Origin of the sequence: Cupriavidus sp. UME77, assembly GCF_014170355.1 — a bacterium.
GTDB lineage: Bacteria > Pseudomonadota > Gammaproteobacteria > Burkholderiales > Burkholderiaceae > Cupriavidus > Cupriavidus basilensis.
This window is the reverse complement of the sequence record NZ_LZZU01000054.1, coordinates 44,617-69,699: the sequence shown is the minus strand read 5'-3', so window position 1 is coordinate 69,699 and position 25,083 is coordinate 44,617. Positions and strand designations below refer to the sequence as shown.

Sequence of the window (25,083 nt, the reverse complement as noted above, 5' to 3'; positions counted from 1 at the left end):
TAACCTTCTTGCATCCCCTGTTGCCGCGCCTTTGTGCGAGAATTCGGCCCTGACAAAAAGGGCGAGTCAAAATTCGGCATTCCTGCCAGAAATGATGTTTTGATTGTCCCGCGGCTGACGCCGATGGGTCGCCTGGGGTCAGTTTTGCGGGTTTTCGGTCGTTAACGCCTATTTAACACCGATTTGATACCGACTCGCCGAGGGCAATGTCATTTGCCGGCAGGCAGCCATGTCGGCCACGGCAGCGGCTCCGGAGTCAAGGCAAGAATAGTATTCAAGTAGCAATCAAGCGGCAAACCTGGGCAAACAGGCGGTATCTGCCCACAAAATTCGGCAACGGGTGTGATTCGTGATGTGTGCGAAACGCCTGCGTGTCTGCTGGCGCCGGTGTGCATTACCCGCGGGCCGGCAGCGACCCGCCTTTTCATCCACCCTACGCGAACGGCACGGCAATGGAATTTGGTATTCGCGCATGGGCGGCATGTGCAGCACAACTAGAAACGCAGCAAGCCTGGCAGGCCTGGAGCCGCGCGCCCTGGCTGCCCGAAGGCGACGCATTGCCCACGCTGGCCGCCATGGCCCCGATGCTGCGCCGCAGGATCACCGCGCTGGGCCGCGCGGCCTTGCATCCCGCTTATGCCTGCCAGCCGGGCGTGGACGGCATTCCGGTCATCTTTGCATCGCGCCACGGCGACACCCTGCGCCCGCTGCAAATGCTCGGCGACCTTGCGGACGGCGAGCCCTTGTCGCCCACGGCCTTCGGCCTGTCCGTGCACAACGCCATCGGCGCGCTGTATTCGATCGATCGGGGCGATCCGGGCAACCTGCAAGCCCTGGCCGCGGGCCGCGATACGGTGGAGGCGGCGGTAGTGGAGGCGTGCGGCCTGCTGGCCGACGGCGCCCCGGAAGTCTTGCTGGTGCACTACGAGGCGCCGCTGCCCGAGGCCTATGCCGTCTTCGCGGACGAGCCGGAGTGCCTGTTCGGGTGGGCATGGCGGGTCGGCATGCCGCAGGCGGGGCAACCGGTGTTCAGTCTTGAAGTGGTGGGGGAGGCCCTGCCGGGCGCCGGCGTGCCGCTGCCGCATGGGCTGGAGGTGCTGCGCTTCATGCTGTCCGGCGACACCGAGTTGCGCCACGCCGGGGAGCGTGCGGGCTGGAGGTGGCAGCGGCATGGTTGAGCGTCTGGACCGGGCCTGGCGCGTCTGCGCGACCGGGCTGTGCTTCTCCAGCTTCGGCGTTGGCGGCCTTGTGCTGCGGGTGATGGTGTTCCCGTTGCTTACAGTCTTGCTGTGGTCTTCGGCGCGCCGGCAGCGGGTTTGCAAGAACGTGGTGCATTACGCGTTCCGGCTTTTCCTGTGGCTGATGCGCTCGGTCGGGGTGATCCGCTACGAGGTGCTGCATCCTGAGCGGCTGCGCCGCCAGGGCTTGCTGATCGTGGCCAACCATCCGTCGCTGATCGATGTCGTCTTTCTGATCGCGCTGACGCGCCAGGCCGATTGCGTGGTGCGCTCCGGCCTGGCCCACAACCCGTTTACCCGTGGCCCGGTGCGCGCCACCGGCTACGTCTGCAATGACTCCGGCGCAGGCATGGTGGATGACTGCATTGCCTCGCTGCGCGCGGGCAATAATCTCGTCATCTTTCCCGAGGGCACGCGCACGCCGTTGCATGGCCCGCTGCGCCTGCAACGGGGTGCGGCCAATGTCGCTGTGCGCGGCGGCTTTGCGCTGACGCCTGTGGTGATCCGGTGCGAGCCGCCCACGCTCACCAAGGGTGAGAAGTGGTACCGCGTGCCGGCCCGCAGGCCTCGCTACATCATTGACGTGCGAGAGGATGTCAGTGTCGCCCAGATGGTGCCGTCCGAACTGGACGACGCGCTGGCGGTACGGCAACTGACCCAATCGCTATCCGAGTTTTTTTCCAGGGAGGTTCGCCGTGAAGGCGCTTGAGCAAGAAATCAAGGAACTGATCATTTCATCGTTGTCGCTGGAGGATATCGGCGTGGACGATATCGACGCCGACGCACCGCTGTTCATCGAAGGGCTGGGCCTGGATTCGATCGATGCGCTCGAACTCGGGCTGGCGCTGCAAAAGCGCTACGGCGTGACGATGAACGGCGACAAGGAAGACATGCGTGCGCGCTTTGCCAGCGTGACAGCGCTGGCCACGTTCGTCGCATCTCAGCGCGCCGGCCAGGCTTCTGCCTGAACCCGCCCGCGACACACCAAGGATCCACATACCACTTGCCAGGCCGGCAACCACGGCCGGTCATAGCCGAACAGGGGGAAGCCCATCATGACCCATGACGAAATCTTTGCGCGGGTGGCCGCGGTGCTCGAGGAAACCTTCGAGATCGACCCGGCCCGCATTCGTCCCGAAGCCCGTCTCTACGACGACCTGGACATCGACAGCATCGACGCGGTCGACCTGCTGGTGAAGCTCAAGCCGATGCTGAACAAGCCGATCAAGCCGGAGCAGTTCAAGGCCGTGCGCACCGTGCAGGACGTGGTGCAGGCGCTGGCCTTGCTGATCGACTCTCCCGCCACGGCCTGAGCGCGCATGCCCGTGCGCAAATTGCTGCTCGGCGTGTTGACGCTGTGCTATCCGGTGGCGATCTACTTCGGCCTGCAGCATTGGTCGCCGCGCGTGATGGCGCTGGCGCTGGTGGCATTGGCGCTGCTGCGCGCGCTGACCAGCCGCCAGGCCGGCTGGCGCCTGCTTGCCGTGGCCGCCGCCGTGCTGGCCGCGATCGTGGCCGCGTCCAACCATGCGCTGCCCCTCAAGCTATACCCCGTGCTGGTCAATGTCGCGATGCTGGGCTTGTTTGGCTGGAGCCTGCGGCACCCGCCCAGCCTGGTGGAGCGGCTGGCGCGGCTGCGCGAGCCGGACCTGCCGCCCTCGGGCGTGGCGTACACGCGCCGCGTGACGCAAGCCTGGTGCGTGTTCTTCGTGTGCAACGGCACGGTGGCCGCGCTGACCGCCGTGCTGGCCAGCGACCGCATCTGGGCGCTTTACAACGGCGGCATTGCCTACGGCTTGATCGGCGCCATGTTCGCCGGCGAATGGCTGGTGCGCCAGCGTGTGATGGCAAGGGGGCGGCATGGCTGAGTGGCTGGGCGTAAGCGGGTTGATGGCGGCGCTGGCTCAGCGCTCGCACGTGGTCGCGCATGGCGCGGCCGGCGCGACCACCGCACCGGAGTTCGTGCGGCGCGTGGCCGCCTGGCGGCAAGCGTTTGCCGCCGCGCCAGGGAAGTCCTGGGCGCTCTACATCGAATCGACCACCGAGTTCGCGGCGGCGCTGCTGGGCGCCTGGCACGCGGGCAAGCACGTGGTGCTGCCCGGCGACACGCGCGCCGAAACGCTGGCGGCATTGCGCGAGCGCGCCGACGGCTGCGCCGGCGAGTTGCCCGATGGCCTCTGGCCGCAAGCATGGATCGAGCCGGCCGATGGCAGCATGGACTGGCCTGCGCTGGCCCCACGCGACACGCTGGTGACGATGTTTACCTCGGGCTCCACCGGCGCGCCCGGCGCCATCGTCAAGCACCTGTCGCAGCTCGACGCGGAAGTGCAGGCGCTGCAAGAAGCGTTCGGCGCGGCGCTGCCGGCGCAGGTGAGGGTGCTGGCAACGGTGTCGCACCAGCATATCTACGGCCTGCTGTTTTGCGTGCTGTGGCCGCTTGCCGCGGCGCGCGCCATGCCGGCGGACCGACTCGCCTTCCATGAGGAAATCGTGCGCGCGTGTGGCGATGCGCCCGCGCTGCTGGTCACCAGCCCGGCGCACCTGCGGCGCATGCCGCAGGCGCTCGACTGGTCTGCCGCCCGCGGCGTGCTGCGCGCCGTGTTTTCGTCGGGCGGGCCTTTGCCGCCGGAGGCCGCCACCGACGCGCTGCGCCATCTGGGGCAAGCCCCCATCGAAGTGTTCGGCAGCTCGGAAACCGGCGGCATCGCCTGGCGGCAGCGTGCCCGCCATGAAGACCGCTGGACGCCGCTGCCCGGTGTGCAATGGCGCTTGCAGGACGGCTTCCTGGCGGTGTGCTCCGCGCACCTTCCGGATGACGGCTGGTTCCTGTGCGCGGACCATGTGCTGCCCGCCGCGGATGGTGGCTTCACCCTGGCGGGCCGGGCCGACCACATCGTCAAGATCGAGGAAAAGCGCGTATCGCTGACCCAGGTCGAGCAGGCGCTGACCGCGTCGCCGCTGGTGCGGGAGGCGCGCGTGGTGCTGCTGGAGCTGGATGTCGGCACGCGCCTTGGCGCCGTGGTGGTGCCCAGCGAAAGCGGCGCGGCCATGCTGGCCGGGCGGGGCCGCGCGGCGCTGCTTGCCGCGCTGCGCGCCCGCCTTGCGGATGCCGTGGACGCGGTGGCGTTGCCGCGGCGCTGGAGCTTTGCCGAGGCGCTGCCCTGCAACGCGCAGGGCAAGACCACGCAAGCCATGCTGCGCGACGTCTTCCGCCGCGTGCTGCCGGCCGTGCGCTGGCAGGCCGCGGAGGACGCGCTGTCCGCCGCCGCCGAGCTGGAGGTCAGCGAGGACCTGGCCGTGTTCGACGGGCATTTCCCGGGCAGCCCCATCGTGCCGGGCGTGGCCCAGGTCGACTGGGTGATGGCGCTGGCGCCGGAGCGCCTGCCTGTGCCACCGCGCGCGCGCTTTCGGCGGATCGAGATACTTAAGTTCCAGGCCGTGATCACGCCCGGCACCCTGGTGCACATGACGCTGGCCTGGCAGCCCGAGCGCAGCGCGCTGGCTTTTCGCCTGAGCTCGGCGCGCGGCCCGCACGCCAGCGGGCGCATCATTTTTGGAGAGGCGGATGTTTAAGCCCGTGGCGCTCGTCCCGGTCTACGACCACGAACGTGCCATCGGCGCGATGGTGCAAGCCATTCTCGCGCACCCGTTGCCGTGCCTGTTGGTGGACGACGGCAGCAGCCCGGCCTGCGAGCATGTGCTGCGCGAGCTTGCCGCAAGCCATGCCGACCGGGTCCACCTGATCCGCCTGCCGCAGAACCAGGGCAAGGGCGGGGCCATCATGGCGGGCTTCGAGGAGGCTGCGCGCATGGGATTTACCCATGCGCTGCAGATCGATGCCGACGGGCAGCATGATGCCGGCTGCATCCCCCAGTTCCTGGCCCTGGCGCAAGCCAGCCCGCACGCCATGATCTGCGGCTGCCCGGTCTACGACGAGTCGGTGCCGCGCGTGCGGCTGCTGGCACGCTACCTGACCCACGTCTGGGTCTGGATCAACACATTGTCGTTCGCCGTGCGCGATTCGATGTGCGGCCTGCGCGTCTATCCTCTCGCGCACGTGCTCCCGCTGGTGCGCCAGGTCAAGCTGGGCCGGCGCATGCAGTTCGATACCGAGGTGCTGGTGCACCTGGTCTGGCGCGGCGTGCGCATCGTCAATGTACCCACGCGCGTGACGTATCCCACCGACGGCGTGTCCCATTTCCAGGTCTGGCGTGACAACGTGCTGATCTCTTCCATGCATACGCGGCTCTTCTTCGGCATGCTCAAGCGCTTGCCGGTACTGCTGTGGCGCAAGGTGCTGCCGGCATGAGCACGCCCCAAGCCACCCAGGCGGCGCAACCCGGGCGCATGGCGCGTCACTGGAGCCAGATCCGCGAATCCACTTGCGTATGGGGCGTGTGGAGCCTGTACTGGCTGTATCGCCTGTGCGGCCGCGTGCTGTTCCGCGCGGTGCTGTACCCGGTGGTGACCTACTACTGGCTTGCCAAGCCGCTGGCGCGCCATGCGTCGCTCGACTATCTGCGCCGCATCCAGGCCGCCACGGGCGCGGTCGGCCCGGCGGGCATGATGCCGGGGCTGCGCCACAGCCTGCGCCACCTGTTCTCGTTTGCCGACACGTTGCTCGACAAGCTGCTGGCCATCGGCGGCGGCTACCGCTACGGCGCGGTGCGGCGCGAAGGCGCCGAGGTGATGCTGGCGCAGATCGCCAGCGGGCAGGGCGGCATCATCGTGACCGCCCACATGGGCTGCCTGGAGCTGTGCCGGGTGCTGGCCAACCAGCGCGCTGGCCTGCGCCTGACGGTGCTGGTGCATACCGCGCATGCGGCGCAGTTCAACCGCATCCTGTCGCGGCTGGACCCCCGCTCCGGGCTGCAGCTGTTCCAGGTCGACGATATTTCGCCGGCCACCGCCTTGCAGCTGGCCGAGAAGGTCCGCGCGGGCGAGTTCGTGGCCATTGCCGGCGACCGTGTCCCGGTGCATGGCGGCCGCGCCGTGACGGTGCCGTTCCTGGGCGCGCCCGCGCGTTTTCCCGTGGGGCCTTACGTGCTGGCAGCGCTGCTGGAATGCCCGCTGTTCGCCATGGGCTGCGTGCGTTCGGGCGACGGCCATCTGCTGCGCTTTACCGAGCTGGCCCGTGAAGTGCGCTTGCCGCGCGCGCGGCGCGACGCGATCCTGACCGAGCATGCGGCCGGCTATGCGCAATGGCTGTCGCAACTGCTGGTGGAGTCGCCTTACGACTGGTTCAACTTCTACGATTTCTGGGGGCAGGGCGGCGCCGTGCCGGACGCAGCGCGCGCCAGCGCCGCGCCCATCGAGAGCTAACCTGAATCCGGATATCGCGATACCCAACCTTATGCCCCAAGCCTCCCAGGACTTCAGCTTTGAGATCACGCTCAGCGCGGCCTTCCACGACCTCGACCCGATGAACGTGGTCTGGCACGGCAACTACGTGCGCTATTTCGAGCAGGCACGCTGCGCGCTGCTGGCGCGCTACCACTACGACTACCCAGCCATGCGGGACTCGGGCTATGCGTGGCCGGTGGTGGACATGCGCGTCAAGTATGTCGGGCCGCTTACCTACGGCCAGCCGTTCATCGTGCGCGCCACCATCGTCGAGTGGGAGAACCGGCTCAAGATCGAGTATGTGGTCCGCGATGCCGCCAGCGGCCGGCGCCTGACCAAGGGCTACACCATCCAGGTGGCGGTGGACATGGCCAATGGCGAGATGCAGTACGTCTGCCCGCCGGTCCTGCTGGCGTGCCTTGGCGTGCAAGACGGGGCGCAGCCGGAGCGCCAGGCATGATGCGCCGCCGCATGTTGCTGGCGCTGTGCTGCGCCGTGCTGGCTGGCCCGGGCCTCGCCGCCGCGGCCGCGGCCGCGCCGGATTTGCTGGCCTCGGTGGCTGCGCGCTTGTCCGATGCCCCGGTCATCCACGGACGCTTCGAGCAGACTCGCCGCCTGTCCGGCTTTGCCAATCCGCTGGTTTCACGCGGCGACTTTGTGCTCGCGCGCGAGCGCGGCGTGGTGTGGAGCACGCGTGAGCCGTTTGCGTCCAGCCTGCTGGTCACGCCGGACCGGCTGGTCATGCGCGGTGCCGATGGCCGCGTGCAGCAACAGTTGCAGGCAGACGCCCAGCCCGCCATGCGGGTCGTGGGCGAATCGGTGATTGCCGTGCTGCGCGGCGACCTGCGCGCGTTGTCCACACGTTTCGAGGTGGCCGGCCAACTGCTTGGCAAGAGCGGCTGGACCCTGACGCTGACGCCGACCGATGCCGGCATGCGGCGCGTATTCACCCGCATCGAGCTGGCCGGGGACCGCTTTGTGCGCACCGTGCGCCTGGAAGAAGGCAGCGGCGACAGCACCACCGTCAAGCTGATCGACCCGAGCGCGGCCGCCAAGCTTGGCGCCGATGAGGAGAAGCGCTTTGAGTAAGGCGGCAAAGGTGGCTAAGTCCGCTAAGGCCGCCCTGGCCACCGGCAAGCCCGCGCACGGGCTCAGCACCCTGGAGCGGGTGCTGGCCGTGGCATGGCTGCTGCTGGTGATCGCGCTGACGGTGCACCAGTTGCAGTTCTGGCGCGCCTCGCGGCTCGACACCGATGTGATGGCCTTGTTGCCCACCAGCCAGCGCACCGCCACCGCCGACCGCGTGCTGCGCCGGCTGGCCGATGGCGTCTCGCGCGAGATCGTGGTGCTGGTCGGCGCGCCCGACTGGGCTCGCGCCCGCGCCGCGGCCGATCGCTTCAGCGCGGCCGCGAAACCGCAGGCAAGCTTGCTGCAGCCAGTGGACCGCATTGCCAGTTTCGACCTCGACGCGGCGCTGGCCTTCTACCGGCCTTACCGCGACCGCTTGCTGACCGATAGCCAGCGCGCCATGCTGCGCCAGGCGGATCCCGATGTACTGTCCCAACAGGCGCTGACCCGGCTCTACCAGCTTTCCACGGGCCCGCGCCTGACGGACTGGGCGGCCGACCCGATCGGGCTCTGGCAGGACTGGTGGCTGTCGCGTGCGGCCATCACGCGCGTGCATGAGCGTGATGGCCGCGCCGCGCTCAGCGCCGAGGGCAAGGAGTGGGTGCTGCTGACGTATCGCATCACCAAGCCTGCGTTCTCGGTGAGCGGCAATACGGACTACGGCGACGTGCTGCAGCTGGGCGAGCGCGCCGCCGCGCAGGGCGACGACGGCGTGCACGTGGTGGCTGCCGGCATTCCCTTGCACGCGGAAGCCGCCGCATCCCAGGCCAACCTGGAGATGAATGTGATCGGCTGGGGCTCGCTGGCGGCGGTCTTGCTGCTGGTCTGGCTGGCCTTCCGTTCGCTGCGCCCCATTATCTTGGTGGGGCTGTCGCTGCTGATCGGCACGGCTGCCGCGGTGTCGGCCACCGCGCTGGTGTTTGACCGCGTCCACCTGATCACGCTGGTGTTCGGGGCCAGCCTGGTGGGCGTGGCCGAGGACTTCGGCATTCACTATTTCGTGTCGCGGCAGGCCAGCCCTGGCCTGTCGCCGCCGCAGGTGATGCGCAGGCTGCTGCCGGGCATGGCGCTGGCGCTGTCGACCAGCGTGGTGGCCTACCTGGCGCTGGGCATCGCGCCGTTCCCGGGGCTGCGGCAAATGGCGCTGTTCTCAGCCGTGGGATTGGTGGCGGCTTTCCTGACCGTGGTGTTCTGGTTCCCGCTGCTCGACCGCGGCCAGCTGCGCCAGACGCGCCTGTCGAGTTGGCTGAGCGCCAGCCTGGCCCGCTGGCCGCGTGTGGGCATGGATCGCGCTTCGATGCTGCTGCTGGGCGCCCTGGCCTTGTTCATCGTGCCGGGGCTATGGCAGGTCAAGGTGGCGGATGACGTGCGCCAGCTGCAAAGCTCGCCGCCGGCGCTGATCGAGGCGCAGCGCACCGCCGGGCGCTTGCTGGGCACGCCTAGCCCCGCCCAGTTCCTGCTGGTGCGCGGCGACTCGCCTGACCAGGTGCTGGCGCGCGAGGAAGCGGTCAAGGCGGCGCTGGCGGGCGTGGTGGCGCGCGGCGAGCTGGAGGGCTTCCTGGCCATCTCCGATTGGGTGCCATCGGCGTCGCGCCAGCATGCCGATGCCACGCTGACGGACGGCCTGGAGGCCGCCGTGCGCGAGCGCGTGGCGCGCGCGGTGGGCGGCCCCGTGGGCGCGCCCAATGCCGCCGCGCCGGACCGTGTGCTGACGTTGCCGGCGTGGCTGGCGAACCCGGTTTCCGAGACGTTGCGCCACCTCTGGCTGGATCGCGAGGGCCAGGGCTACGCCAGCGTCATGCTGCTGCGCGGGCTGGACAAGCCCGCCACCATTGCGTTGATCGAGGCGGCGGCGGCCAAGGTGCCGGGCGTCGAGTGGGTGGACCGGGTGGCCGACCTGTCCTCGCTGCTCAAGCATTACCGCGTGCTGATGACCTGGTTGCTGGGTGCCGGGGCGCTGGGCGTGGCGCTGTTGCTGGCATGGCGCTATGGCAAGGCCTCGTGGCGGGCGCTGGTGCCGACCTTGCTGGCGGCGGTATTCAGCGTGGCGCTGCTGGGCTGGCTGCATGTGCCGCTGCAGCTGTTCTCAGTGCTTGCGCTGGCGTTGCTGCTTGGCGTGGGCGTGGACTACGGCATCTTCCTGCTGGAGCATCCCGGCGATGGCGAGTCATGGACAGCGATCGTGCTTGGCGCGGCCAGCACGCTGCTGGCCTTTGGCCTGCTGGCGCTGTCGTCCACACCGGCGCTGCATGCCTTCGGCATGACCATGCTGTCCGGCGTGGGGGCGGTATGGGTGCTGTCGCCATGGTTCCGGCCGCACGCGCCGCATGGGCATGCGCACTAGTTTCATGTTGAAGTAGCAGCAAAAAAAATAGCAAGACAAACAGCAAGACAAATAAAACCAACAAGATCAACGAGTCAAACAGGGTTGCAAATGAATACCGAACAGGTGGATGTCCTTATCATCGGCGCCGGCCCGGCGGGCTCCGTGGCGGCGGGCCTCTTGCGCAAGCGCGGCATTGATGTGCTGGTGATCGAGAAGGAGACCTTCCCGCGCTTCTCGATCGGGGAAAGCCTGCTGCCGCAGAGCATGGCCTACATCGAAGAGGCGGGCATGCTGCAGGCGGTGGTCGAGGCCGGCTTCCAGTACAAGAACGGCGCTGCCTTCGTGCGTGGCGACCGCTATACGGATTTCGATTTCCGCGACAAGTTCTCCGCCGGCTGGGGCACCACCTACCAGGTCCAGCGCGCGCGCTTTGACGACGTGCTGATCCGCGAAGCGCAGAAGCAGGGCGCCGAGGTCCGTTTCAAGCACCAGGTGAGCGCCGTCGACCTGGAGGGCGAGCAGCCTTGCGTCACCGTGCGCGACCCGGATGGCAAGGCGTACCAGGTGCGGGCGCGCTTCCTGCTGGATGCCTCGGGCTTCGGCCGCGTGCTGCCGCGCCTGCTGGACCTGGAGTCGCCGTCGAACTTCCCCGTGCGCAGCGCCATCTTCACCCACGTGGAAGACCGCATCCCGCTGGGCACCTTCGATCGCAACAAGATCCGCGTCAGCGTGCATCCGGAGCATGTCGATGTCTGGTACTGGACCATTCCGTTCTCGGACGGCCGCTGCTCGCAGGGGGTGGTGGCGGAAAAGCGCTTCCTCGACCAGTACACAGGGACCGAGACCGAGCGGCTGCGGGCGCTGGTGGGCGAGGAGCCCGGCCTTGCCAAGCTGCTGGCCAACGCCGACTGGGACACCCCGGCCCGGCAGATCGCCGGCTACTCGGCCAACGTGAAATCGCTGTGGGGCAAGGGCTATGCGTTGCTGGGCAATGCAGGCGAATTCCTCGACCCGGTGTTCTCGTCCGGCGTCACCATTGCCTTCAAGTCCGCCAGCCTGGCCACGGCCTGCCTGGCGCGCCAGTTGAATGGCGAGACGGTGGACTGGCAGGCCGATTACGGCCGCCCGCTCAAGGACGGCGTGGATTGCTTCCGCACCTTTGTGGAAGCGTGGTACGAAGGCCGCTTCCAGAAGCTGATTTTCCATCCCAATGCCACACCGGAAATCCGCCGCATGATCTCGGCCATCCTGGCGGGCTATGCCTGGGACCGCACCAACCCGTTCGTCACCGAGTCGCGGCGCCGCCTTGGCGTGCTGGAGCAGCTTTGCGAAGCCTGATCGCCAGGCATCACTGCATTGGCGCCGCGCCAGCGCGGATGCTGCTGGGTGTTGCCGCGTGTGCGTTGCTGCTGGCGGGCTGCGCCGGCCCGGGCGCGGGGCCGGCGGCAGGTTCCGCTTCGCCTCCTGCCGCGCCCACCTTGCCTGCCGGGCAGCAGCCCGTGCCGTTGCTGCGCCTGCCGCCGGCATCGCTGGGCCGCGAGCTGGCGCTGCAGCAGCAGATCACCGTGGTGTACCGCACCCCGCGCGGGGAGGAACGCCACGAGATCCAGGCCTTGCTGGAAGCCGATGCCACCCACACGCGGCTGGCCGCGCTGGCCGGCGGGCAGGTGCTGGCGCGGCTGGACTGGGATGGGCAGGACCTGCGCGTGGTGCGCTCGCCCTGGGCGCCGGCCGAGCTGGTGCCGGAGCGTATCCTGAGTGAAATGCAGCTGTCGTTGTGGCCGGTCGAGGCGATTGCCGCGGCCTTGCCGGCGGGCTGGACCCTGGAGGTCGAGGCCGGCCGGCGCGTGCTGCGCGCGGGTGGCGAGGTGGTGGCGGAGGTGCGCTATCCGGACCCGCAAACGATCGAGTTCGAGCAATACCGCGATGGCTATCGGCTGACCATCCGCACCCTGCCGCCGGCGGGGCAAGGAGGGATGAAATGAATGTCTTTATTAACGCACTGGGCATGACCTGCGCGCTGGGCGACGGCGCGGATGCCGTGCGCGCGGCGCTCTGGCGCGCCGACGCCCCGCAGGGCGGCGAGGTGACCGAGCTGTACAGCCTGGGCCGGCCGCTGCAGCTCGGCACGGTCAACGCCGCGCTCAGGCTGCCGGACGACACGCCACAGGTGCACCGTACCCGCAACAATGCGCTGCTGTATCACGCCGCGCTCCAGTTCATGCCCCAGGCGCAGGCCGCCATCGCCCGGGTTGGCCCGGCGCGGGTGGCCGTGGTGCTGGGCACCAGTACCTCCGGCATTGCCGAGGGCGGCGTGGCCGTGCGCGCGCGCGCTGCCACCGGCGCGTGGCCGGAGGGTTTCCACTACGGGCAGCAGGAACTGGGCTCGCCGGCGCAGTTCCTGGCTGGCGTGCTGGGCGTGACCGGCGTGGCCTACACGTTGTCCACCGCCTGCTCGTCGAGCGCCAAGGCGCTAGCGGCTGCGGCGCGCCTGCTGCGCAGCGGCATGGCGGACGTGGTGATCGCGGGCGGCGCGGACACCTTGTGCTCCTTCACGGTCGCTGGCTTCAGTGCGCTGGATTCCGTCTCTGCGTCGCGCTGCAACCCGCTGTCGGCCAACCGTTGCGGCATCAACCTGGGCGAAGGCGCCGGCTTGTTCCTGCTGTCCGCCGAGCCGGGGCCGGTGCGCCTGGCCGGCTGCGGCGAGACCTCCGACGCGCATCACATGTCGGCGCCGGACCCCAGCGGCGCCGGTGCCCGGGCCGCCATGCTGCAGGCGCTGGAGCGCGCCGGGCTTGTGCCCGCGGACATCGATTACCTCAACCTGCACGGCACCGCCACGCCGCAGAACGACGCCATGGAAGCGCTGGCATGCGCCGCGGTGTTCGGCGCCGATTTGCCGCTGAGCTCGACCAAGCCGATGACCGGACACGCGCTCGGCGCGGCCGGTGCGATCGAGGCCGCGCTGATGTGGCTGACGCTGGTCGACAACCCGGACGGCCGCCTGCCCCCGCACTGGTGGGACGGCGTGCCTGATCCGGCCTTGCCGGCGCTGCGGGTGGTGGCCCCCGGCGAAACGCTGGGCCGCGCGCCGCGCTACTTGATGAGCAATTCCTTCGCATTCGGCGGCAGCAACAGCGCCGTGATACTGGGAGCCGGCTGACCATGACCATGACGTCCCTTGCCGCGTTGCCGGCAATCGCCGAGGTCCTGCCGCATGCCGGCGGGATGCGCTTGCTGGATGAGCTGTTGCGCGCCGATGAGGAACACGCGGTGGCGCGCACCACGGTGCGCGCCACGCAGTTGTTTGTCGATGAGTCCGGCATGCCGGGCTGGGTCGGCATCGAGTACATGGCGCAGACCATCGCCGCCTGGGCCGGCGCGCAGGACTGGCGTGCCGGCCGGGCGCCTGGCATCGGCTTCCTGCTTGGCTCGCGGCGCTACGAATGCGACGTGCCGGCGTTCCCGGTGGGCAGCGTGCTGACCATACAAGTGCGCGCCGAGCTGGTCGGCGACAACGGGCTCGGCATGTTTGCCTGCTCGCTGTCGCTGGGCGAGCGCGAAGTGGCGCGCGCCAACGTTTCCGTTTTCCAGCCTGCCGACGCGCAGGCTTTCTTGCAAGGACAACAACCATGACGAACCGAACCGTGCTCGTCACAGGGTCTTCGCGCGGCATCGGCCGCGCCATCGCGCTGCGCATGGCGCGCGAGGGCTACGATGTGGTGGTGCATTGCCGCGCCCGGCGCGATGAAGCCGAATCGGTGGCCGACGCGATCCGCGCCCTGGGCCGCACCGCGCGCGTGCTCTGTTTCGACGTCAGCCAGCGGGAGCAGGCCGCGGCCGCGCTGCTGGCCGATATCGAAGCCCATGGCTGCTACTACGGCGTGGTCTGCAACGCGGGCATTGCGCGCGATGCCGCGTTCCCGGCCATGACCGGGGCAGAGTGGGATGAGGTGATCCACACCAACCTGGACGCCTTCTACAACGTGCTCAACCCGGTGGTGATGCCCATGGTGCAGCGGCGCAAGCCGGGCCGTATCGTCACGCTGTCCTCGGTGTCGGGGCTGGTGGGCAACCGGGGCCAGACCAACTACAGCGCGGCCAAGGCCGGCGTGATCGGCGCCACCAAGGCGCTGGCCATCGAGCTGGCCAAGCGCGCCATTACCGTCAACTGCGTGGCGCCCGGCCTGATCGATACAGAAATGGTCGAGGAACACGTGCTGGAGGAAGCCTTGCGCATGATCCCGGCACGCCGCATGGGCACGCCGGACGAGGTGGCTGCCACCGTGGCGTTCCTGATGTCCGCCGATGCGGGCTACATCACCCGGCAGGTGATTTCTGTCAACGGGGGGATGTTCGGATGAAGCGCGTCGTCATTACCGGAGCCGGCGCAGTCTGCTCGCTGGGCAACGACTGGGCGAGCGTGCGCGAGCGCCTGGCCAGCGGCCGCAACGCGGTCGTGCAGATGCCGGAGTGGGCCGTCTACAAGGGCCTCAACACGCAGCTTGCGGCACCTGTGCCGCCGTTCACGCTGCCGGCGCATTACACCCGCAAGGTCACGCGCGCCATGGGCCGCGTGGCGGTGATGTCGGTGCTGGCCAGCGAGGCCGCCCTGCGCGATGCGGGGCTGCTTGGCGATCCGCTGGTCACCAGCGGCAAGCTTGGCATTGCCTACGGCTCGTCCACCGGCACGCCGTCGGCCGTGGCCGATTTTGGCCGCATGATGATGGACCGCACCACCGAGGACGTCAGCGCCACCACCTACATCCGCATGATGCCGCATACCACGGCGGTGAACATCGGCGTGTTCTTTGGCATTACCGGGCGCATCCTCACCACCTCCAGCGCCTGCACCTCGGGCAGCCAGGGCATCGGCTACGCCTACGAAACCATCCGCAGCGGCCGGCAGGTGGCCATGCTGGCGGGCGGCGCCGAGGAGCTGGATCCCACCGAGGCCGCCGTGTTCGATACGCTGTTCGCCACCAGCACATGCAACGATGCGCCGCATGGCACGCCGCGCCCGTTCGACAGCGAGCGCGACGGCCTGGTGCTGGGCGAGGGCGCCGGCACGCTGGTGCTGGAGGAACTGGAGCACGCGCTGGCGCGCGGCGCGCGCATCCTGGCCGAGATCGTCGGCTTTGGCACCAACAGCGACGGCGCCCACGTGACCCAGCCCAAGGCGGACACCATGGCGCAGGCCATGCGCCTGGCGCTGGAGGATGCCGGCCTGCCGGCCTCGGCGATCGGCTACGTCAATGCCCACGGCACTGCCACGGACCAGGGCGATATCGCCGAGTCCCATGCCACCCGCGAGGTGCTGGGCGACGCGGTGCCGGTGAGTTCGCTGAAAAGCTATATGGGCCATACGCTAGGCGCCTGCGGCGCGCTCGAGGCATGGATGACGGTCGAGATGATGCGCGACGGCTGGTTTGCGCCCACCATCAACCTGTCCAACCCGGACCCGCGCTGTGCCTCGCTCGACTACATCGTGGGTGAGGGCAGGCGGCTCGACATCGATCATGCGATGAGCAACAATTTTGCCTTTGGCGGCATCAACACGTCGCTGGTGTTCCGCCGCTGGCGTTGATATGCCAGTACTACCGCGCATTTTCCTCATCAACAAAATCAACAACACCAAGAAAGGAAGGTCAATGAAGCACGCTCTCTCCATCCTGGCCGCAACCGCCTCGGCCGCCATGCTCTTGTCCACGCCCGCCGCGGCGCGCGATACCAAGTACATGCTGCCGTTCCAGGAAGTGCTGGATATGCCGGAAGCACAGGAAAAGCTCGATGGCTCGGTCAAGTTCTTCCTGGCGGGGCAGAAGAAGCCCAAGGTCCTGGAGACCAAGGAGAGCGATGTGTCCAACCGCAAGACCAACAGCTTCGGCAAGAGCGACGAAGACGCCTGCCGCTGGGCCGCGCTGTCCGCGCTGATCGCGTTCCAGGACAAGGCCAAGACCCTCGGCGCCAATGCCGTGGTCGATGTGGTGAGTTACTACAAGAAGGACTCGGTCGCCAGCCCGACCGAGTACGAATGCCACGCCGGCGCCGTGGTGGCCGGTGTTGCGCTCAAGGGTACGTACGCCAAGGTGGCGGGCAAGTAAGGCCGCACGCCCCGCCATGCCGGCCGCCCCGATCCACGTTCGTGTTGCGTCGGTAGCTGGCCTGGCGGGACAGGTTCCGCCCGCCAGGCAATGGCTGGGCGCGGACGAAGCGCGGCGCCTGGACGCCCTGCGGGCCGGCCAGCGCGCCGCGCAGTTCGTGGCTGGGCGCTGGATTGCGCGCCAATTGCTGGCGCAAGCTTACGGCGGCGGCTGGCAGGACTGGACGCTGAGCGCCGCGCCGGACGGCCCGCCGCAGGCCATTGGGCCTGCGTCCGCCTTTCTTTCCCTTTCTCATTCCGGCGACCACGTCGCCTGTGCCGCCGGGCTGGAACCGCTCGGCTTGGACATCGAGCGCGTGCTGCCGCGCAAGGGGCTGGACGCGCTGGTGCTTGCGGTCAGCAGCGACGCCGAGCGCGCCGCCTTGCCGGCATTGCGCCCGGGCGGCGATCCGGCGGCGCAGCGCGAGGCCTTCTTCCAGCTCTGGACCTTGAAGGAAGCCTGGCTCAAGCGCGGCGGCGGGGGACTGTTCCAGACCATGCTCGGACAAGCGGTGGCGGTGTCGCCGGCGGCAACCCCGGCCAGCGCCAATGCTTGCACCTGGCGCCACGGCGATGCCATCCTGGCGATCCACGCCACGCCCCCCCTGTCGTTGTCGGATACCGCGCCCGCGAACCTGCGCTACTGGTGCCTGACGCCAGCGGCGGATGCGTCCTGAGCATCACGTCATCGCGGGCGCGATCCACGCCACTGCCGGTACGTCCGGCCTGTGTCGGGGTAAGCCCGGATACCCGCCAATACCCTGCGACAGACAACCCATCGCTCGGCACGCCTTCGGTTAGACTGAGTCCTTGGTTTCGCCCCCTCGCCCATGCAGTCGGCCAATCGAGATACCAGTCTTGCAAGGAGAAGTCCCCCATGCATGCAGTTCCGTTGCTAGATAGCAGTGCCAACGACAACGATAACGATAGCGATACCCCCGCTCCTGCCGAAGTCCCGCTGCGCGACCTGCGCCGCGTCACCATTCACCCCGATCACTGGTATCCGCTGGCCTGGTCGCGCGAAGTCAAGCGCGGCAAGGCGCATGGTGTGCGCTTTGCCGGCGAGCCGATCGTGCTGGTGCGCACGGCGTCCGGCGCGGTGTTCGCGCTCGAAGATCGTTGCGCGCACCGGCAAGTGCCCTTGCATGCGGGCGTGGTCGACGGCGAATCGATCCGTTGCTGCTATCACGGCTGGACCTATGACTGCACCGGCCGCTGCATCGACGTGCCTTACCTGGGCCGCGAGCGCCTGCCCAACGGCGTGCGCTCCTACCCTTGCCGCGAGGTGCAAGGGCTTATCTTCGTGTTTCCCGGCAGCGCGGTGCTGGCCGACGAAACCCCGTTGCCCAGCCTGGGCTCGGTGGCCAACAAGGCCTACAAGACGCGGCGTTTTGGCCGCGAGGTCAAATGCCATTACTCGTTCATGCATGAGAACCTGATGGACATGAACCATCAGTTCCTGCACCGGCGGCAGATGGGGCAGATGCGCGCCCGCTCGCTGGGCCGCCGGCGCGGTGACGGCTGGGTCGAGGTGGACTACACCTTCGCTCGCGAGCAAGGCAAGCAGCCGGTGGGCGAAGCGCTGGTGTTCGGCGGCGGCAACAAGGGCAGCAAGGGCGGGCAAGGTGGCAAGGACGTGATGACGGTCCGCACCCTGTATCCCTACCAGACCCTGCAGATCCGTACTTCGGATGCCACGCTGGTGATGGACCTGTGGATCGTCTACGTGCCGCTCGACGCCGAGCAGCGCACCAACCGCACGTTCGGGCTGCTCTCGATCAAGAAGCCCGGCATTCCCGGCATACTGGATCTGGCCTGGCCGCTGCTGGTGTGGTTCACCGAGCGGATCTTCAAGGAGGACCGCTGGATCGTCGAGAGCGAGCAGGCGGCGCATGACGAGCAGGGCGCCGACTGGAACCAGGAGGTGTTCCCGGTCATCAACGAACTGCGCGACCTGCTGCGCGAATGCGGCATGCCGGAAGCGTCCGCCGGGAGTTGACGACGGACAGGCTGATGGCTATTGCGAGAACCGGCTGCGCTCGTCGCGCTCGAGCGCGGAGCAGGCCGTCCTGAGGATGGCCGAGAAACGCGTCAACGCGGGCTCGATGCGGTACGCCGGCCCGGCAATGGAAATCCCGTAGCATTCTCCCGACAACCGCACCGGCCAGGCCAGCGCGCCAACATCGGGCAGCGACTCGCCCAGGTTGATGAAGCAGCCTTGCTCGGCGGACTTCTTCAGCTCGGCTTCCAACTGCGCCGCGTTGGCTACCGTGCGTGGCGTGAAGCGCTCGAAGCTGAGCTGCGCGATCAGCGCGCTGCGCTCGTCCTCGGGCATGACGGATAGCAAGGCCTTGCCGATCGAGTTTGCATGGAGCTCTCGCCGCTCGCCTGCGGTGGCGATATAGCGGATCGCATGCGGGGATTCGAGCACGTCCAGGTACACCACCCACCGGCCTTCATGCAGCTTGCCGATCACCACGGTCTCGCCGGTGGCCGCACGCAGTTCGTTCATGGTGCCGTGGACCCGGTCCAGCACCGGGTCGTGCCGCGCGATCTGCTGCGCCATGGCCAGCAGGCGGCCCGTGGGGTAATAGCCCTGGCGGCGGCCGGTCTCGTACAGGTAACCCAGCGAAGTCAGGGTTCGGATCAGCGCCAGGCAGCTCGATGCCGGCACCGCCAGCAACCGGGCCAGCTCCGAGAGCGACAGCGCGCGCCGCTCGCGCGCGAAGGTTTCGATGATCTCGAGCACGCGTAACGCCGTCTTCACGTTCATCGGCGGCGCTTTGTTGTCGTTGGCGGTCATGGGTGGGGCAGGCCCGGATTGGTCGGAAGAGAAGCACTTATCATAGTCGATCGTCCCGGGGCCCCCATGGCCGACCGCGCTGCCTCACCGACGCCGCGGCTCAATAGCTCACGTTCAGCCCGAGCCGGAAGCTGCGCGGCGTGCCGTAGAAGGCCGAGTTGGAACTGGTGTAGTAGCGCTTGTCGAACAGGTTGTAGATGTTTAGCGTGGCCGAGATCTTCCTGGTGATGGGGTAGCGCGCCATCAGGTCTGCCACAGAGTAGCTGCCCTGCGTGGACCGCGCACTCAGGGGGCCCGTGTTGTCGCTGTAGATCTGGCTCTGCCAGCGCAGGCCGCCGCCCACAGTCAGGCCGTTGCCCACGGCGGCAATGCGGTAGGTGGTAAACAGCTTGAAGGTGTTCTGCGGGATATTGGTGTTGAGCGCAATGCCGTCCTTGTCCTGGGACAGGTTGCGCGAAAAGCTGACGGTGGCCTGCCAGTCGCGCGCCAGCTGGCCGGCGGCTTCCAGCTCGAAGCCGCGTGTCTTGGCGCCCGAGGCGCCGTAGTAGGCCTGCGAGCCGTCGGGCGCGAAGGCGCCGGGAATCGCCACGGCCAGGTTGTCCTGCTTGACCCAGTAGAGCGCGCCGCTCACATTGAGCTGGTTGTTGAAGAACGCGCCCTTGCCACCCACTTCATAGCCATTGCCGACCACCGGGTCGATGAAGCTGCCGCTGAGGGTGCGGTTGTTCTGCGGCTTGAAGATACTCGTATAGCTGGCGTAGGCAGACCAGTGCCTGGAGAGGTCATAGACCACGCCCACGTAGGGGGTGACCTTGCCATTCGCGGAGCGGTTGTCGACGGTGGTTGCGCCGGTGCTGTTGACCGAGTCGCGGGTGTCGGTGCTCCAGTTGGTGATGCGCGCGCCAAGCAGCACGGACAAGGCATCCGTCGGGCGCAGCCGGGCCGTGGCATACGCGGCGGTGGTTTGCTCGGCGTAGTTGTACCTGCCGACAGGCGGGTTCGCTGCGATGCCCGGCGTGCGGCCGTCCCAGGTGTAGATGTTGGCAATGCTGCCGTTCCAGCCATCGGGGCGCCAGAGCTGGTAAGTGGCGCTGTCGTAGGAGGTGCGCGCGAAGGTGGCGCCGAACACCATCTCATGCTCGCGGCCTAGCAAGCTGAAGGGCCCGGTGGCATAGAGGTCGACACTGGTCTGGTCCGGCTTGCCGCCCCAGCGGCCGCCCCAGAGGGCCAGCCCGGCGCCCGTGCTGCGGTCGGGAAAGCCGCTGTTCGCGTAGCCGAAGACCTCGTCGTAGCCGTAGGTGTCCTGGCTGACCGTGCCCTTGACGCGCCACGCGTTGTCGAGGCGGTGCTCGAGCGAAGCGAACAGGCTCTGGTTGCGCCGGTACGAGTAAGCCCAGTCGGCGGCGGACGATTTCGAGCGCGCCCAGTCCGTGCGTGTGCCGTCCGCGAAGTACAGGGGCAGGCCCGAGCGGGCGTGCCCTTGTACATCGAAGCTCTGCAGCGAGAAGCCCAGGGTCGCCAGCGTGGAGGGGGTCAGGTCGGCCTCGACCACGCCGTAGACGATCTCGCGGCGCTCGTGCAGGCGTTCCACGCTGCCATTGTTTTCCTGGTAAGCGGCGACCACGCGGCCGCGCACGGTGCCGGCCTCGTTGAACGGGGAGGACACATCCACCCCGAAACGCCGATAGTCCCACGAGCCGCCTTCGACGCTGGCCGACGCCTGGAAGTCCCGCGTGGGCCGCTTGCGCACCAGGTTGATGGTGGCCCCGGGCGAGCCGACGCCGTTCATCAGGCCGGTGGCGCCGCGCACCACTTCCACGCGGTCGTAGATGGCCATGTCGCTGGTCTGGAACAAGCCGCCAAAGCCGCTGTTGAGCTGCAGCACGCCATCGAGCTGGAAGTTCTCCACGGCAAAGCCGCGCGCGTACACGCTGCTGCTGTCGGAGCCCAGGTTGCCGCCCTGGTTGAGGGTAATGCCGGGGGTCTGGGCGATGACGTCGGTCAGCGCGTTCAAGCCCTGGTCGTCCATCTGCTGGCGGGTCATGACGCTGACCGACTGCGGCGTTTCGCGCAGGCTGATGCCCAGGCGGGTGGCGGTGCTGCTGGCATCGCTGGTGTACGAGCCGCTGCCCTCCGTGATGCCGTCGCCCGCCCCGCTGGCCGTGACTTTGACCTCCGCCAGCATGGGGCCGCCAGCCGGCGCGAGCGCGGCGGATGGCGCGCTGCGCTTGCGCAGGCGATAGCCGCCGCTGGGGCCGCTGACTGCCTCGAGTTGCTGGCCGGACAGCAGCTTGGCCAGCGCTTCGGCAACGGTGTAGGTGCCGCGCAGGCCTTCGCTGCGCAGGCCCTGAGTGAGCTCCGGATCGATGGCGACCAAGACCCCTGCTTGGCGGCCAAAGCGCCCTAGCACCTGGTCCAGCGAGCCCGCGCCGATGTCGTATGCCTTGCTGCCGGCCGGGGCGGCCTGCGCCTGGGCGATGGCCGGCATCATCGCTGTCGCGCCCAGCGCGCAGCCGAGCAAGGCGGCGCGTAGCGCCAGCACCAGCGGCGTGTGCCGGTAGTGGCTGCGAGGCTGTGACGAGGGCATGTTCCCTTGCAGGTTGGTGCAAGCGTTGGGGCGGTGCGCCATGGTGCGGATTCCTCTTGGTTCTCGTGTCATTGAATGGCTTTTGGCTGCATGGCTGCTGCAGCGTTGCTAATTCACTTGATGCGCGAGAAATGGAAAGCTGCCACCCGCGGCCAAAATAGGGTTGGGAGACACGCTGAGGAACGAGGCGCACGCGCTGCGCCGTGCTTACCTGGGTGCCACGCGAACCCAGTAGCGCGTGAGGTAACGCACCTGCACGGGCAGCGTTTGTTCAAGGATGGCCAGCACCGCATCGGTGTTGTCGAGCGGGAAGGCGCCCGACACGCGCAGGGCGGCGAGCGCCGGATCGCACCGCAGGCCGCCAGCGCGGTAGCGCGCCAGCTCCGCGATGAACTGGCCCAGCGGCATTTGCTCCGCCACGAGCATGCCGTCGAGCCATGCGCTGGCTTGCGGGTGGATGATGAATGGCGTATCGATGGTGGTGGACGTGAACGCGGTTTCCTGGCCCGCATCAAGGCGAAACGGCTCTCTGCCCTGGGGCGTGCGGATCTGCACCGCGCCCTCCAGCACCGAAACGTTGATCGGGTCGCGCTTGTCGCTGGTGCCGTCGGGCGAGAGTTGCCCTTCGCGGAGGATGAAGCGCGTGCCCAGCGGCGTGATGCTGCCGTTGCGGGTCGTGACGCTGAAGGGCCTGGCGGCCGGGTCGTGACCTGTGGTGACCTGGATTTCGCCGGCCAGCAAGACCAGCTCGCGCAGCGCCGGCGTGAAGCGCACGTTGATGGCGGTGCCGGTGTTGAGCACCACGCGGGTGTTGTCGGCCAGTGTGACGGTGCGGCGCTCGCCGCTGCCGGTGCGGTAGTCCGCGGCAAGGGCGCTCAGGGTGTTCCAGCCGCGCGCGGAGCACTGCTCGCCCGCCAGCCATGCGCCGCTTGCCGCGATGCCCACGCCAGCAACCGTTTTCAGCGCGCTGCGGCGGGAGACGCTGCCGACACGGCGGGCGCGCCCGGCGGTGCCGCTGGGGCTGGCCACATGGAGCGCCTTGCGGGCGACGGAAGGCGGCATCTGGTCCAGGCCGGCGCGCAGGTCCTGGCCGAGCAGGGCCATGCGCCGCCAGGCGAGCTCGTGAGCCGGGTCGGCCTGGCGCCATTGCTCGCAAGCCGCATGGTCGGCAGCGGTGGCCTCACCGGACTGCAGGCGCGACATCCATTGCGCCGCCGCCTCGACGATTTGCATGTCGATGCGCCCGCTGGCTGGCTGCGTCATCCGTACACCGCGCTATAGCAATGCAGGAAGGCCTTGCTCATCCATTTCTGGACCACGTTGACGGTGACGCCGAGCCGCTGCGCGATGTCCTTGTACGCCAGGCCGTCCAGTTGCGACAGCAGGAAGGCCTCGCACACGCGCGGGGGAAGCTGCTCGAGCACCGTGCTGACGGCGGTGAGCGCCTCCACCACCAGGGCGCGGGTCTCGGGCGACGGGGCGGCGGCTTCGGGCTGCAGGGCGAGCACTTCCAGGTAGGCGCGTTCCAGCGCCAGGCGCCGGAAATATTGCGCGGCCAGGCGGCTTGCTACGGTGGTCAGGTAGGCGCGCGGCTCGCGCAGCGAACTGGTGTCACAAGCCACCAGCAGCCGTGCAAATGTGTCCTGGGCCAGGTCGGCCGCATTGTCCGCATTGCCCAGCTTGCGCCATAGCAGGTTGACGAGCCAGCCGTGGTGATTGCGGTAGAGCGCGTGGAGTTCCGACTGGGGAAGGGTGTCTGCCGTGGCCATGGCGCCTGTGTGATGCGGGCGCCCGGCGCCAAACGCTATTGAGAATGATTCGCATTGTATGTGAGGTCGTTACTCAAAGACAAGGCATGCACCCGCTGCCGGCACGGGCCGGTACATCCCCTAAGAGGGCGCCGCTACGCATCCGGCTGCCATCCGCCTCCCAACGCCTTGTACAAGAGCACCGCGCCTTGCAGGCCCGCCAGGCGCAGCTGGGCGGCCTCGTCCTCGGCGCTGTAGAGGGTGCGCTGCGTATCCAGCACGGTCAGCAGCGTCTCCGCGCCGGCGCGATAGCGCCGCTGCGCCAGCGCGAAAGCGTGCCGGGCCTGTGCCAGTTCCTCGTCCTGGGCAACGCGCTGGGCATTCACGCCGGCTATGGTGTTGAGCGCAACTTCGACATCGCCCGCGGCCGCGAGGATAGCGCGGCGGTACTCCGCCAGCAGTTCCTGCTTTTGTGCCATGGCCAGGTCATGCCCGGCGGCCAGCTTGCCGGCGTTGAAGATTGGCGCCAGCATGCCGGCGGCAAGCGTGTAGATGGGGTTCTCGAACAACGTGCGCAGGCGGTCGCTCTCAACGGTGGCGTTGGCCGTCAGCGCAAGGCGCGGCAGCATCAGTGCGCGGGCCACGGCGATGTTGCCGTCGGCGGCGGCGAGCCGGGCTTCGGCCGCGGCCAGGTCGGGGCGGCGCGTCAGCAGCGCGGCAGGCAGGCCGCTGTCGATGGCGGGCTGGCGCAGGCTGGCAAGGCTGGCCGTCTCGACCTCCAGGCCGCCGGCGGACTGCCCGAGCAGGATCGCCAGCGCGACCTGGCTGTCGTTGGCGCGCTGCGCCAGCAGCCGCAAGGTGCGCTCGCGGCTGGCCACCAGGCCGCGCTGCTGGGCCAGCTCAAGCGCGGTGGCGCTGCCGGCGCGCTGGCGCGCATCGACCACGGCCAGCACGCTGCGCGCGTTCTCCAGCATGCGCGTGGCAATGCCGATGCGCTCGCGCAGGCTGACGGTCTGCAGCCAGGCCAGCGCGACTTCTCCGGTCACCGACAGCGTTGCCGCATCCCGCGCGAAGCCTGCGGCGCGCAGCGATGCGCCGGCGCTGCCGGCGGCGGCACGGTTGCCGCCCCACAGGTCGAACTCGTAGCTGGCCGCCAGCCCCAGCCGCAAGTTCGCCGTGCTGTCGCTGCTGCTGACGCCTGAGCCGCCATAGTGCTGCGCGTCGGCGGAGCCGGTGAGCGCCGGCAGCAGCGGCGCGCGCGCAATGATGACGCTGGCGCGGGCCTGCTGCACACGCGCGTAGGCCGAGGCGATGCCGGGGTTGTCCGCCCGGGCCCGCTGTACCAGCGCGTCCAGTTCGGCATTGCCGATGGACTGCCACCACGCCGTGCTGACGGGGTCGGCACTGGCGCGGTCCTGCGGCGCGTAGCGCCATTGCGCTGGCGCGGTGGGCAGGGCGGCATCGGGCGCGGCCGGCGCGGCGCAGCCGGTGGCGGCCATGGCGGCGGCCAGCGTGACCAGGAGGGTCAGCGCATTCAGGGTGTTGATCTTATTCATTCGCTTGCCAATGCTTGCGCAGGGTCCACCCGCGCCGCCTGGCGTCCGTGCTCCACCGGGCCAATGGCCAGGATGGCGATGCCGGTGATAGGAAGGAGTTGGTGAGCCAGCGCCATGCGTCGGGGGTCTTCGGTTGAGGAAGTGGCGATACGGCCTGGACTGGCCGCATCGCGGGAGGTGGGCATCGAAAAGCGCGCACCGAAAAGCGCGCA

At 68.6% G+C, this 25,083-nt stretch carries 25 protein-coding genes; 20 read left to right on the top strand and 5 right to left on the bottom strand.

Going from position 1 to position 25,083, the window contains the following annotated elements; all coding sequences use genetic code 11:
- Positions 1–452 precede the first annotated feature (452 nt).
- From A9975_RS21680 to A9975_RS21585, 20 genes are all read left to right on the top strand, one after another.
- On the top strand, positions 453–1,178 hold the full coding sequence (locus A9975_RS21680) for a beta-ketoacyl synthase chain length factor (protein WP_183034595.1): 726 nt from the start codon (positions 453–455) through the stop codon (positions 1,176–1,178).
- Positions 1,171–1,947 carry a 1-acyl-sn-glycerol-3-phosphate acyltransferase gene (locus A9975_RS21675; RefSeq protein ID WP_183034594.1) on the top strand — a complete coding sequence of 259 codons (777 nt, stop codon included), beginning with the start codon at positions 1,171–1,173 and terminating at the stop codon, positions 1,945–1,947. Before A9975_RS21680 ends, A9975_RS21675 begins: the two co-directional genes overlap by 8 nt.
- Complete coding sequence (locus A9975_RS21670; protein WP_150986626.1) at positions 1,934–2,206, top strand: phosphopantetheine-binding protein; 273 nt, start codon at positions 1,934–1,936, stop codon at positions 2,204–2,206. The genes A9975_RS21675 and A9975_RS21670 overlap by 14 nt, the downstream gene beginning before the upstream one ends.
- Positions 2,207–2,293: 87 nt before the next feature.
- Complete coding sequence (locus A9975_RS21665) at positions 2,294–2,551, top strand: acyl carrier protein (RefSeq protein ID WP_043355719.1); 258 nt, start codon at positions 2,294–2,296, stop codon at positions 2,549–2,551.
- 6 nt (positions 2,552–2,557) lie between these two features.
- On the top strand, positions 2,558–3,106 hold the full coding sequence (locus A9975_RS21660; RefSeq protein WP_183034593.1) for a hypothetical protein: 549 nt from the start codon (positions 2,558–2,560) through the stop codon (positions 3,104–3,106).
- The gene (locus tag A9975_RS21655) at positions 3,099–4,811 is read left to right on the top strand and encodes an AMP-binding protein (RefSeq protein WP_183034592.1); all 1,713 of its coding nucleotides are present in this window, start codon (positions 3,099–3,101) and stop codon (positions 4,809–4,811) included. Before A9975_RS21660 ends, A9975_RS21655 begins: the two co-directional genes overlap by 8 nt.
- Complete coding sequence (locus tag A9975_RS21650) at positions 4,804–5,547, top strand: glycosyltransferase family 2 protein (RefSeq protein ID WP_183034591.1); 744 nt, start codon at positions 4,804–4,806, stop codon at positions 5,545–5,547. Before A9975_RS21655 ends, A9975_RS21650 begins: the two co-directional genes overlap by 8 nt.
- Positions 5,544–6,560 carry an acyltransferase gene (locus A9975_RS21645; protein WP_183034590.1) on the top strand — a complete coding sequence of 339 codons (1,017 nt, stop codon included), beginning with the start codon at positions 5,544–5,546 and terminating at the stop codon, positions 6,558–6,560. Before A9975_RS21650 ends, A9975_RS21645 begins: the two co-directional genes overlap by 4 nt.
- Positions 6,561–6,591: 31 nt before the next feature.
- Positions 6,592–7,041, top strand: a complete 450-nt coding sequence (locus tag A9975_RS21640) for a thioesterase family protein (RefSeq protein ID WP_183034589.1) — start codon at positions 6,592–6,594, stop codon at positions 7,039–7,041.
- Positions 7,038–7,670: an outer membrane lipoprotein carrier protein LolA gene (locus A9975_RS21635; RefSeq protein ID WP_183034588.1), complete on the top strand. Its 633-nt coding sequence runs from the start codon at positions 7,038–7,040 to the stop codon at positions 7,668–7,670. The genes A9975_RS21640 and A9975_RS21635 overlap by 4 nt, the downstream gene beginning before the upstream one ends.
- 10 nt (positions 7,671–7,680) lie before the next feature.
- Entirely contained in the window at positions 7,681–10,053 is a 2,373-nt protein-coding gene (locus tag A9975_RS21630; protein ID WP_370565176.1) for an MMPL family transporter, read from the top strand.
- 90 nt (positions 10,054–10,143) lie between these two features.
- Positions 10,144–11,373: an NAD(P)/FAD-dependent oxidoreductase gene (locus A9975_RS21625; protein ID WP_183034587.1), complete on the top strand. Its 1,230-nt coding sequence runs from the start codon at positions 10,144–10,146 to the stop codon at positions 11,371–11,373.
- The gene (locus A9975_RS21620; protein ID WP_255503355.1) at positions 11,361–12,020 is read left to right on the top strand and encodes a DUF3261 domain-containing protein; all 660 of its coding nucleotides are present in this window, start codon (positions 11,361–11,363) and stop codon (positions 12,018–12,020) included. Before A9975_RS21625 ends, A9975_RS21620 begins: the two co-directional genes overlap by 13 nt.
- On the top strand, positions 12,017–13,198 hold the full coding sequence (locus tag A9975_RS21615; RefSeq protein ID WP_183034586.1) for a beta-ketoacyl-ACP synthase: 1,182 nt from the start codon (positions 12,017–12,019) through the stop codon (positions 13,196–13,198). The genes A9975_RS21620 and A9975_RS21615 overlap by 4 nt, the downstream gene beginning before the upstream one ends.
- 2 nt (positions 13,199–13,200) lie before the next feature.
- Positions 13,201–13,671, top strand: coding sequence for a hotdog family protein (locus tag A9975_RS21610; protein ID WP_206702558.1), 471 nt, complete (start codon positions 13,201–13,203; stop codon positions 13,669–13,671).
- Positions 13,668–14,399 carry a 3-oxoacyl-ACP reductase FabG gene (gene fabG / locus A9975_RS21605; RefSeq protein ID WP_150986618.1) on the top strand — a complete coding sequence of 244 codons (732 nt, stop codon included), beginning with the start codon at positions 13,668–13,670 and terminating at the stop codon, positions 14,397–14,399. Before A9975_RS21610 ends, fabG begins: the two co-directional genes overlap by 4 nt.
- A complete protein-coding gene (locus A9975_RS21600) occupies positions 14,396–15,622 on the top strand; it encodes a beta-ketoacyl-ACP synthase (protein ID WP_183034585.1) in 1,227 nt (408 codons plus the stop codon). Before fabG ends, A9975_RS21600 begins: the two co-directional genes overlap by 4 nt.
- 64 nt (positions 15,623–15,686) lie before the next feature.
- A complete protein-coding gene (locus tag A9975_RS21595; RefSeq protein WP_174427567.1) occupies positions 15,687–16,139 on the top strand; it encodes an excinuclease ATPase subunit in 453 nt (150 codons plus the stop codon).
- Positions 16,140–16,155: 16 nt separating this feature from the next.
- Complete coding sequence (locus A9975_RS21590; protein ID WP_183034584.1) at positions 16,156–16,854, top strand: 4'-phosphopantetheinyl transferase superfamily protein; 699 nt, start codon at positions 16,156–16,158, stop codon at positions 16,852–16,854.
- Positions 16,855–17,054: 200 nt separating this feature from the next.
- Positions 17,055–18,176, top strand: coding sequence for an aromatic ring-hydroxylating dioxygenase subunit alpha (locus tag A9975_RS21585; RefSeq protein WP_183034583.1), 1,122 nt, complete (start codon positions 17,055–17,057; stop codon positions 18,174–18,176).
- 18 nt (positions 18,177–18,194) lie between these two features.
- On the opposite strand, the gene A9975_RS21580 is transcribed toward A9975_RS21585, so the two are convergent.
- The 5 genes from A9975_RS21580 to A9975_RS21560 form a co-directional block, all read right to left on the bottom strand.
- The gene (locus tag A9975_RS21580; protein WP_043358260.1) at positions 18,195–18,950 is read right to left on the bottom strand and encodes an IclR family transcriptional regulator; all 756 of its coding nucleotides are present in this window, start codon (positions 18,948–18,950) and stop codon (positions 18,195–18,197) included.
- A gap of 130 nt (positions 18,951–19,080) precedes the next feature.
- Positions 19,081–21,609 carry a TonB-dependent receptor gene (locus A9975_RS21575; RefSeq protein WP_255503354.1) on the bottom strand — a complete coding sequence of 843 codons (2,529 nt, stop codon included), beginning with the start codon at positions 21,607–21,609 and terminating at the stop codon, positions 19,081–19,083.
- A gap of 165 nt (positions 21,610–21,774) precedes the next feature.
- A complete protein-coding gene (locus tag A9975_RS21570; RefSeq protein WP_183034582.1) occupies positions 21,775–22,830 on the bottom strand; it encodes a FecR domain-containing protein in 1,056 nt (351 codons plus the stop codon).
- Positions 22,827–23,336 (bottom strand): sigma-70 family RNA polymerase sigma factor, encoded by a 510-nt coding sequence (locus A9975_RS21565; RefSeq protein ID WP_183034581.1) that lies wholly within the window; start codon positions 23,334–23,336, stop codon positions 22,827–22,829. The genes A9975_RS21570 and A9975_RS21565 overlap by 4 nt, the downstream gene beginning before the upstream one ends.
- Before the next feature lie 134 nt (positions 23,337–23,470).
- On the bottom strand, positions 23,471–24,871 hold the full coding sequence (locus A9975_RS21560) for an efflux transporter outer membrane subunit (RefSeq protein ID WP_183034580.1): 1,401 nt from the start codon (positions 24,869–24,871) through the stop codon (positions 23,471–23,473).
- Positions 24,872–25,083 lie beyond the last annotated feature (212 nt).

Bases quoted from the DNA above. Each gene is read 5' to 3' on its own strand.
- A9975_RS21640 (WP_183034589.1), top strand. From the start codon at position 6,592: ATGCCCCAAGCCTCCCAGGACTTCAGCTTTGAGATCACGCTCAGCGCG.
- A9975_RS21680 (WP_183034595.1), top strand. From the start codon at position 453: ATGGAATTTGGTATTCGCGCATGGGCGGCATGTGCAGCACAACTAGAA.
- A9975_RS21660 (WP_183034593.1), top strand. From the start codon at position 2,558: ATGCCCGTGCGCAAATTGCTGCTCGGCGTGTTGACGCTGTGCTATCCG.
- A9975_RS21665 (WP_043355719.1), top strand. From the start codon at position 2,294: ATGACCCATGACGAAATCTTTGCGCGGGTGGCCGCGGTGCTCGAGGAA.
- A9975_RS21575 (WP_255503354.1), bottom strand. From the start codon at position 21,609: ATGGCGCACCGCCCCAACGCTTGCACCAACCTGCAAGGGAACATGCCC.
- A9975_RS21635 (WP_183034588.1), top strand. From the start codon at position 7,038: ATGATGCGCCGCCGCATGTTGCTGGCGCTGTGCTGCGCCGTGCTGGCT.
- A9975_RS21590 (WP_183034584.1), top strand. From the start codon at position 16,156: ATGCCGGCCGCCCCGATCCACGTTCGTGTTGCGTCGGTAGCTGGCCTG.
- A9975_RS21600 (WP_183034585.1), top strand. From the start codon at position 14,396: ATGAAGCGCGTCGTCATTACCGGAGCCGGCGCAGTCTGCTCGCTGGGC.
- A9975_RS21655 (WP_183034592.1), top strand. From the start codon at position 3,099: ATGGCTGAGTGGCTGGGCGTAAGCGGGTTGATGGCGGCGCTGGCTCAG.
- A9975_RS21570 (WP_183034582.1), bottom strand. From the start codon at position 22,830: ATGACGCAGCCAGCCAGCGGGCGCATCGACATGCAAATCGTCGAGGCG.
- A9975_RS21615 (WP_183034586.1), top strand. From the start codon at position 12,017: ATGAATGTCTTTATTAACGCACTGGGCATGACCTGCGCGCTGGGCGAC.
- fabG (WP_150986618.1), top strand. From the start codon at position 13,668: ATGACGAACCGAACCGTGCTCGTCACAGGGTCTTCGCGCGGCATCGGC.
- A9975_RS21645 (WP_183034590.1), top strand. From the start codon at position 5,544: ATGAGCACGCCCCAAGCCACCCAGGCGGCGCAACCCGGGCGCATGGCG.
- A9975_RS21610 (WP_206702558.1), top strand. From the start codon at position 13,201: ATGACCATGACGTCCCTTGCCGCGTTGCCGGCAATCGCCGAGGTCCTG.
- A9975_RS21560 (WP_183034580.1), bottom strand. From the start codon at position 24,871: ATGAATAAGATCAACACCCTGAATGCGCTGACCCTCCTGGTCACGCTG.
- A9975_RS21565 (WP_183034581.1), bottom strand. From the start codon at position 23,336: ATGGCCACGGCAGACACCCTTCCCCAGTCGGAACTCCACGCGCTCTAC.
- A9975_RS21585 (WP_183034583.1), top strand. From the start codon at position 17,055: ATGCATGCAGTTCCGTTGCTAGATAGCAGTGCCAACGACAACGATAAC.
- A9975_RS21625 (WP_183034587.1), top strand. From the start codon at position 10,144: ATGAATACCGAACAGGTGGATGTCCTTATCATCGGCGCCGGCCCGGCG.
- A9975_RS21595 (WP_174427567.1), top strand. From the start codon at position 15,687: ATGAAGCACGCTCTCTCCATCCTGGCCGCAACCGCCTCGGCCGCCATG.
- A9975_RS21675 (WP_183034594.1), top strand. From the start codon at position 1,171: ATGGTTGAGCGTCTGGACCGGGCCTGGCGCGTCTGCGCGACCGGGCTG.
- A9975_RS21650 (WP_183034591.1), top strand. From the start codon at position 4,804: ATGTTTAAGCCCGTGGCGCTCGTCCCGGTCTACGACCACGAACGTGCC.
- A9975_RS21580 (WP_043358260.1), bottom strand. From the start codon at position 18,950: ATGAACGTGAAGACGGCGTTACGCGTGCTCGAGATCATCGAAACCTTC.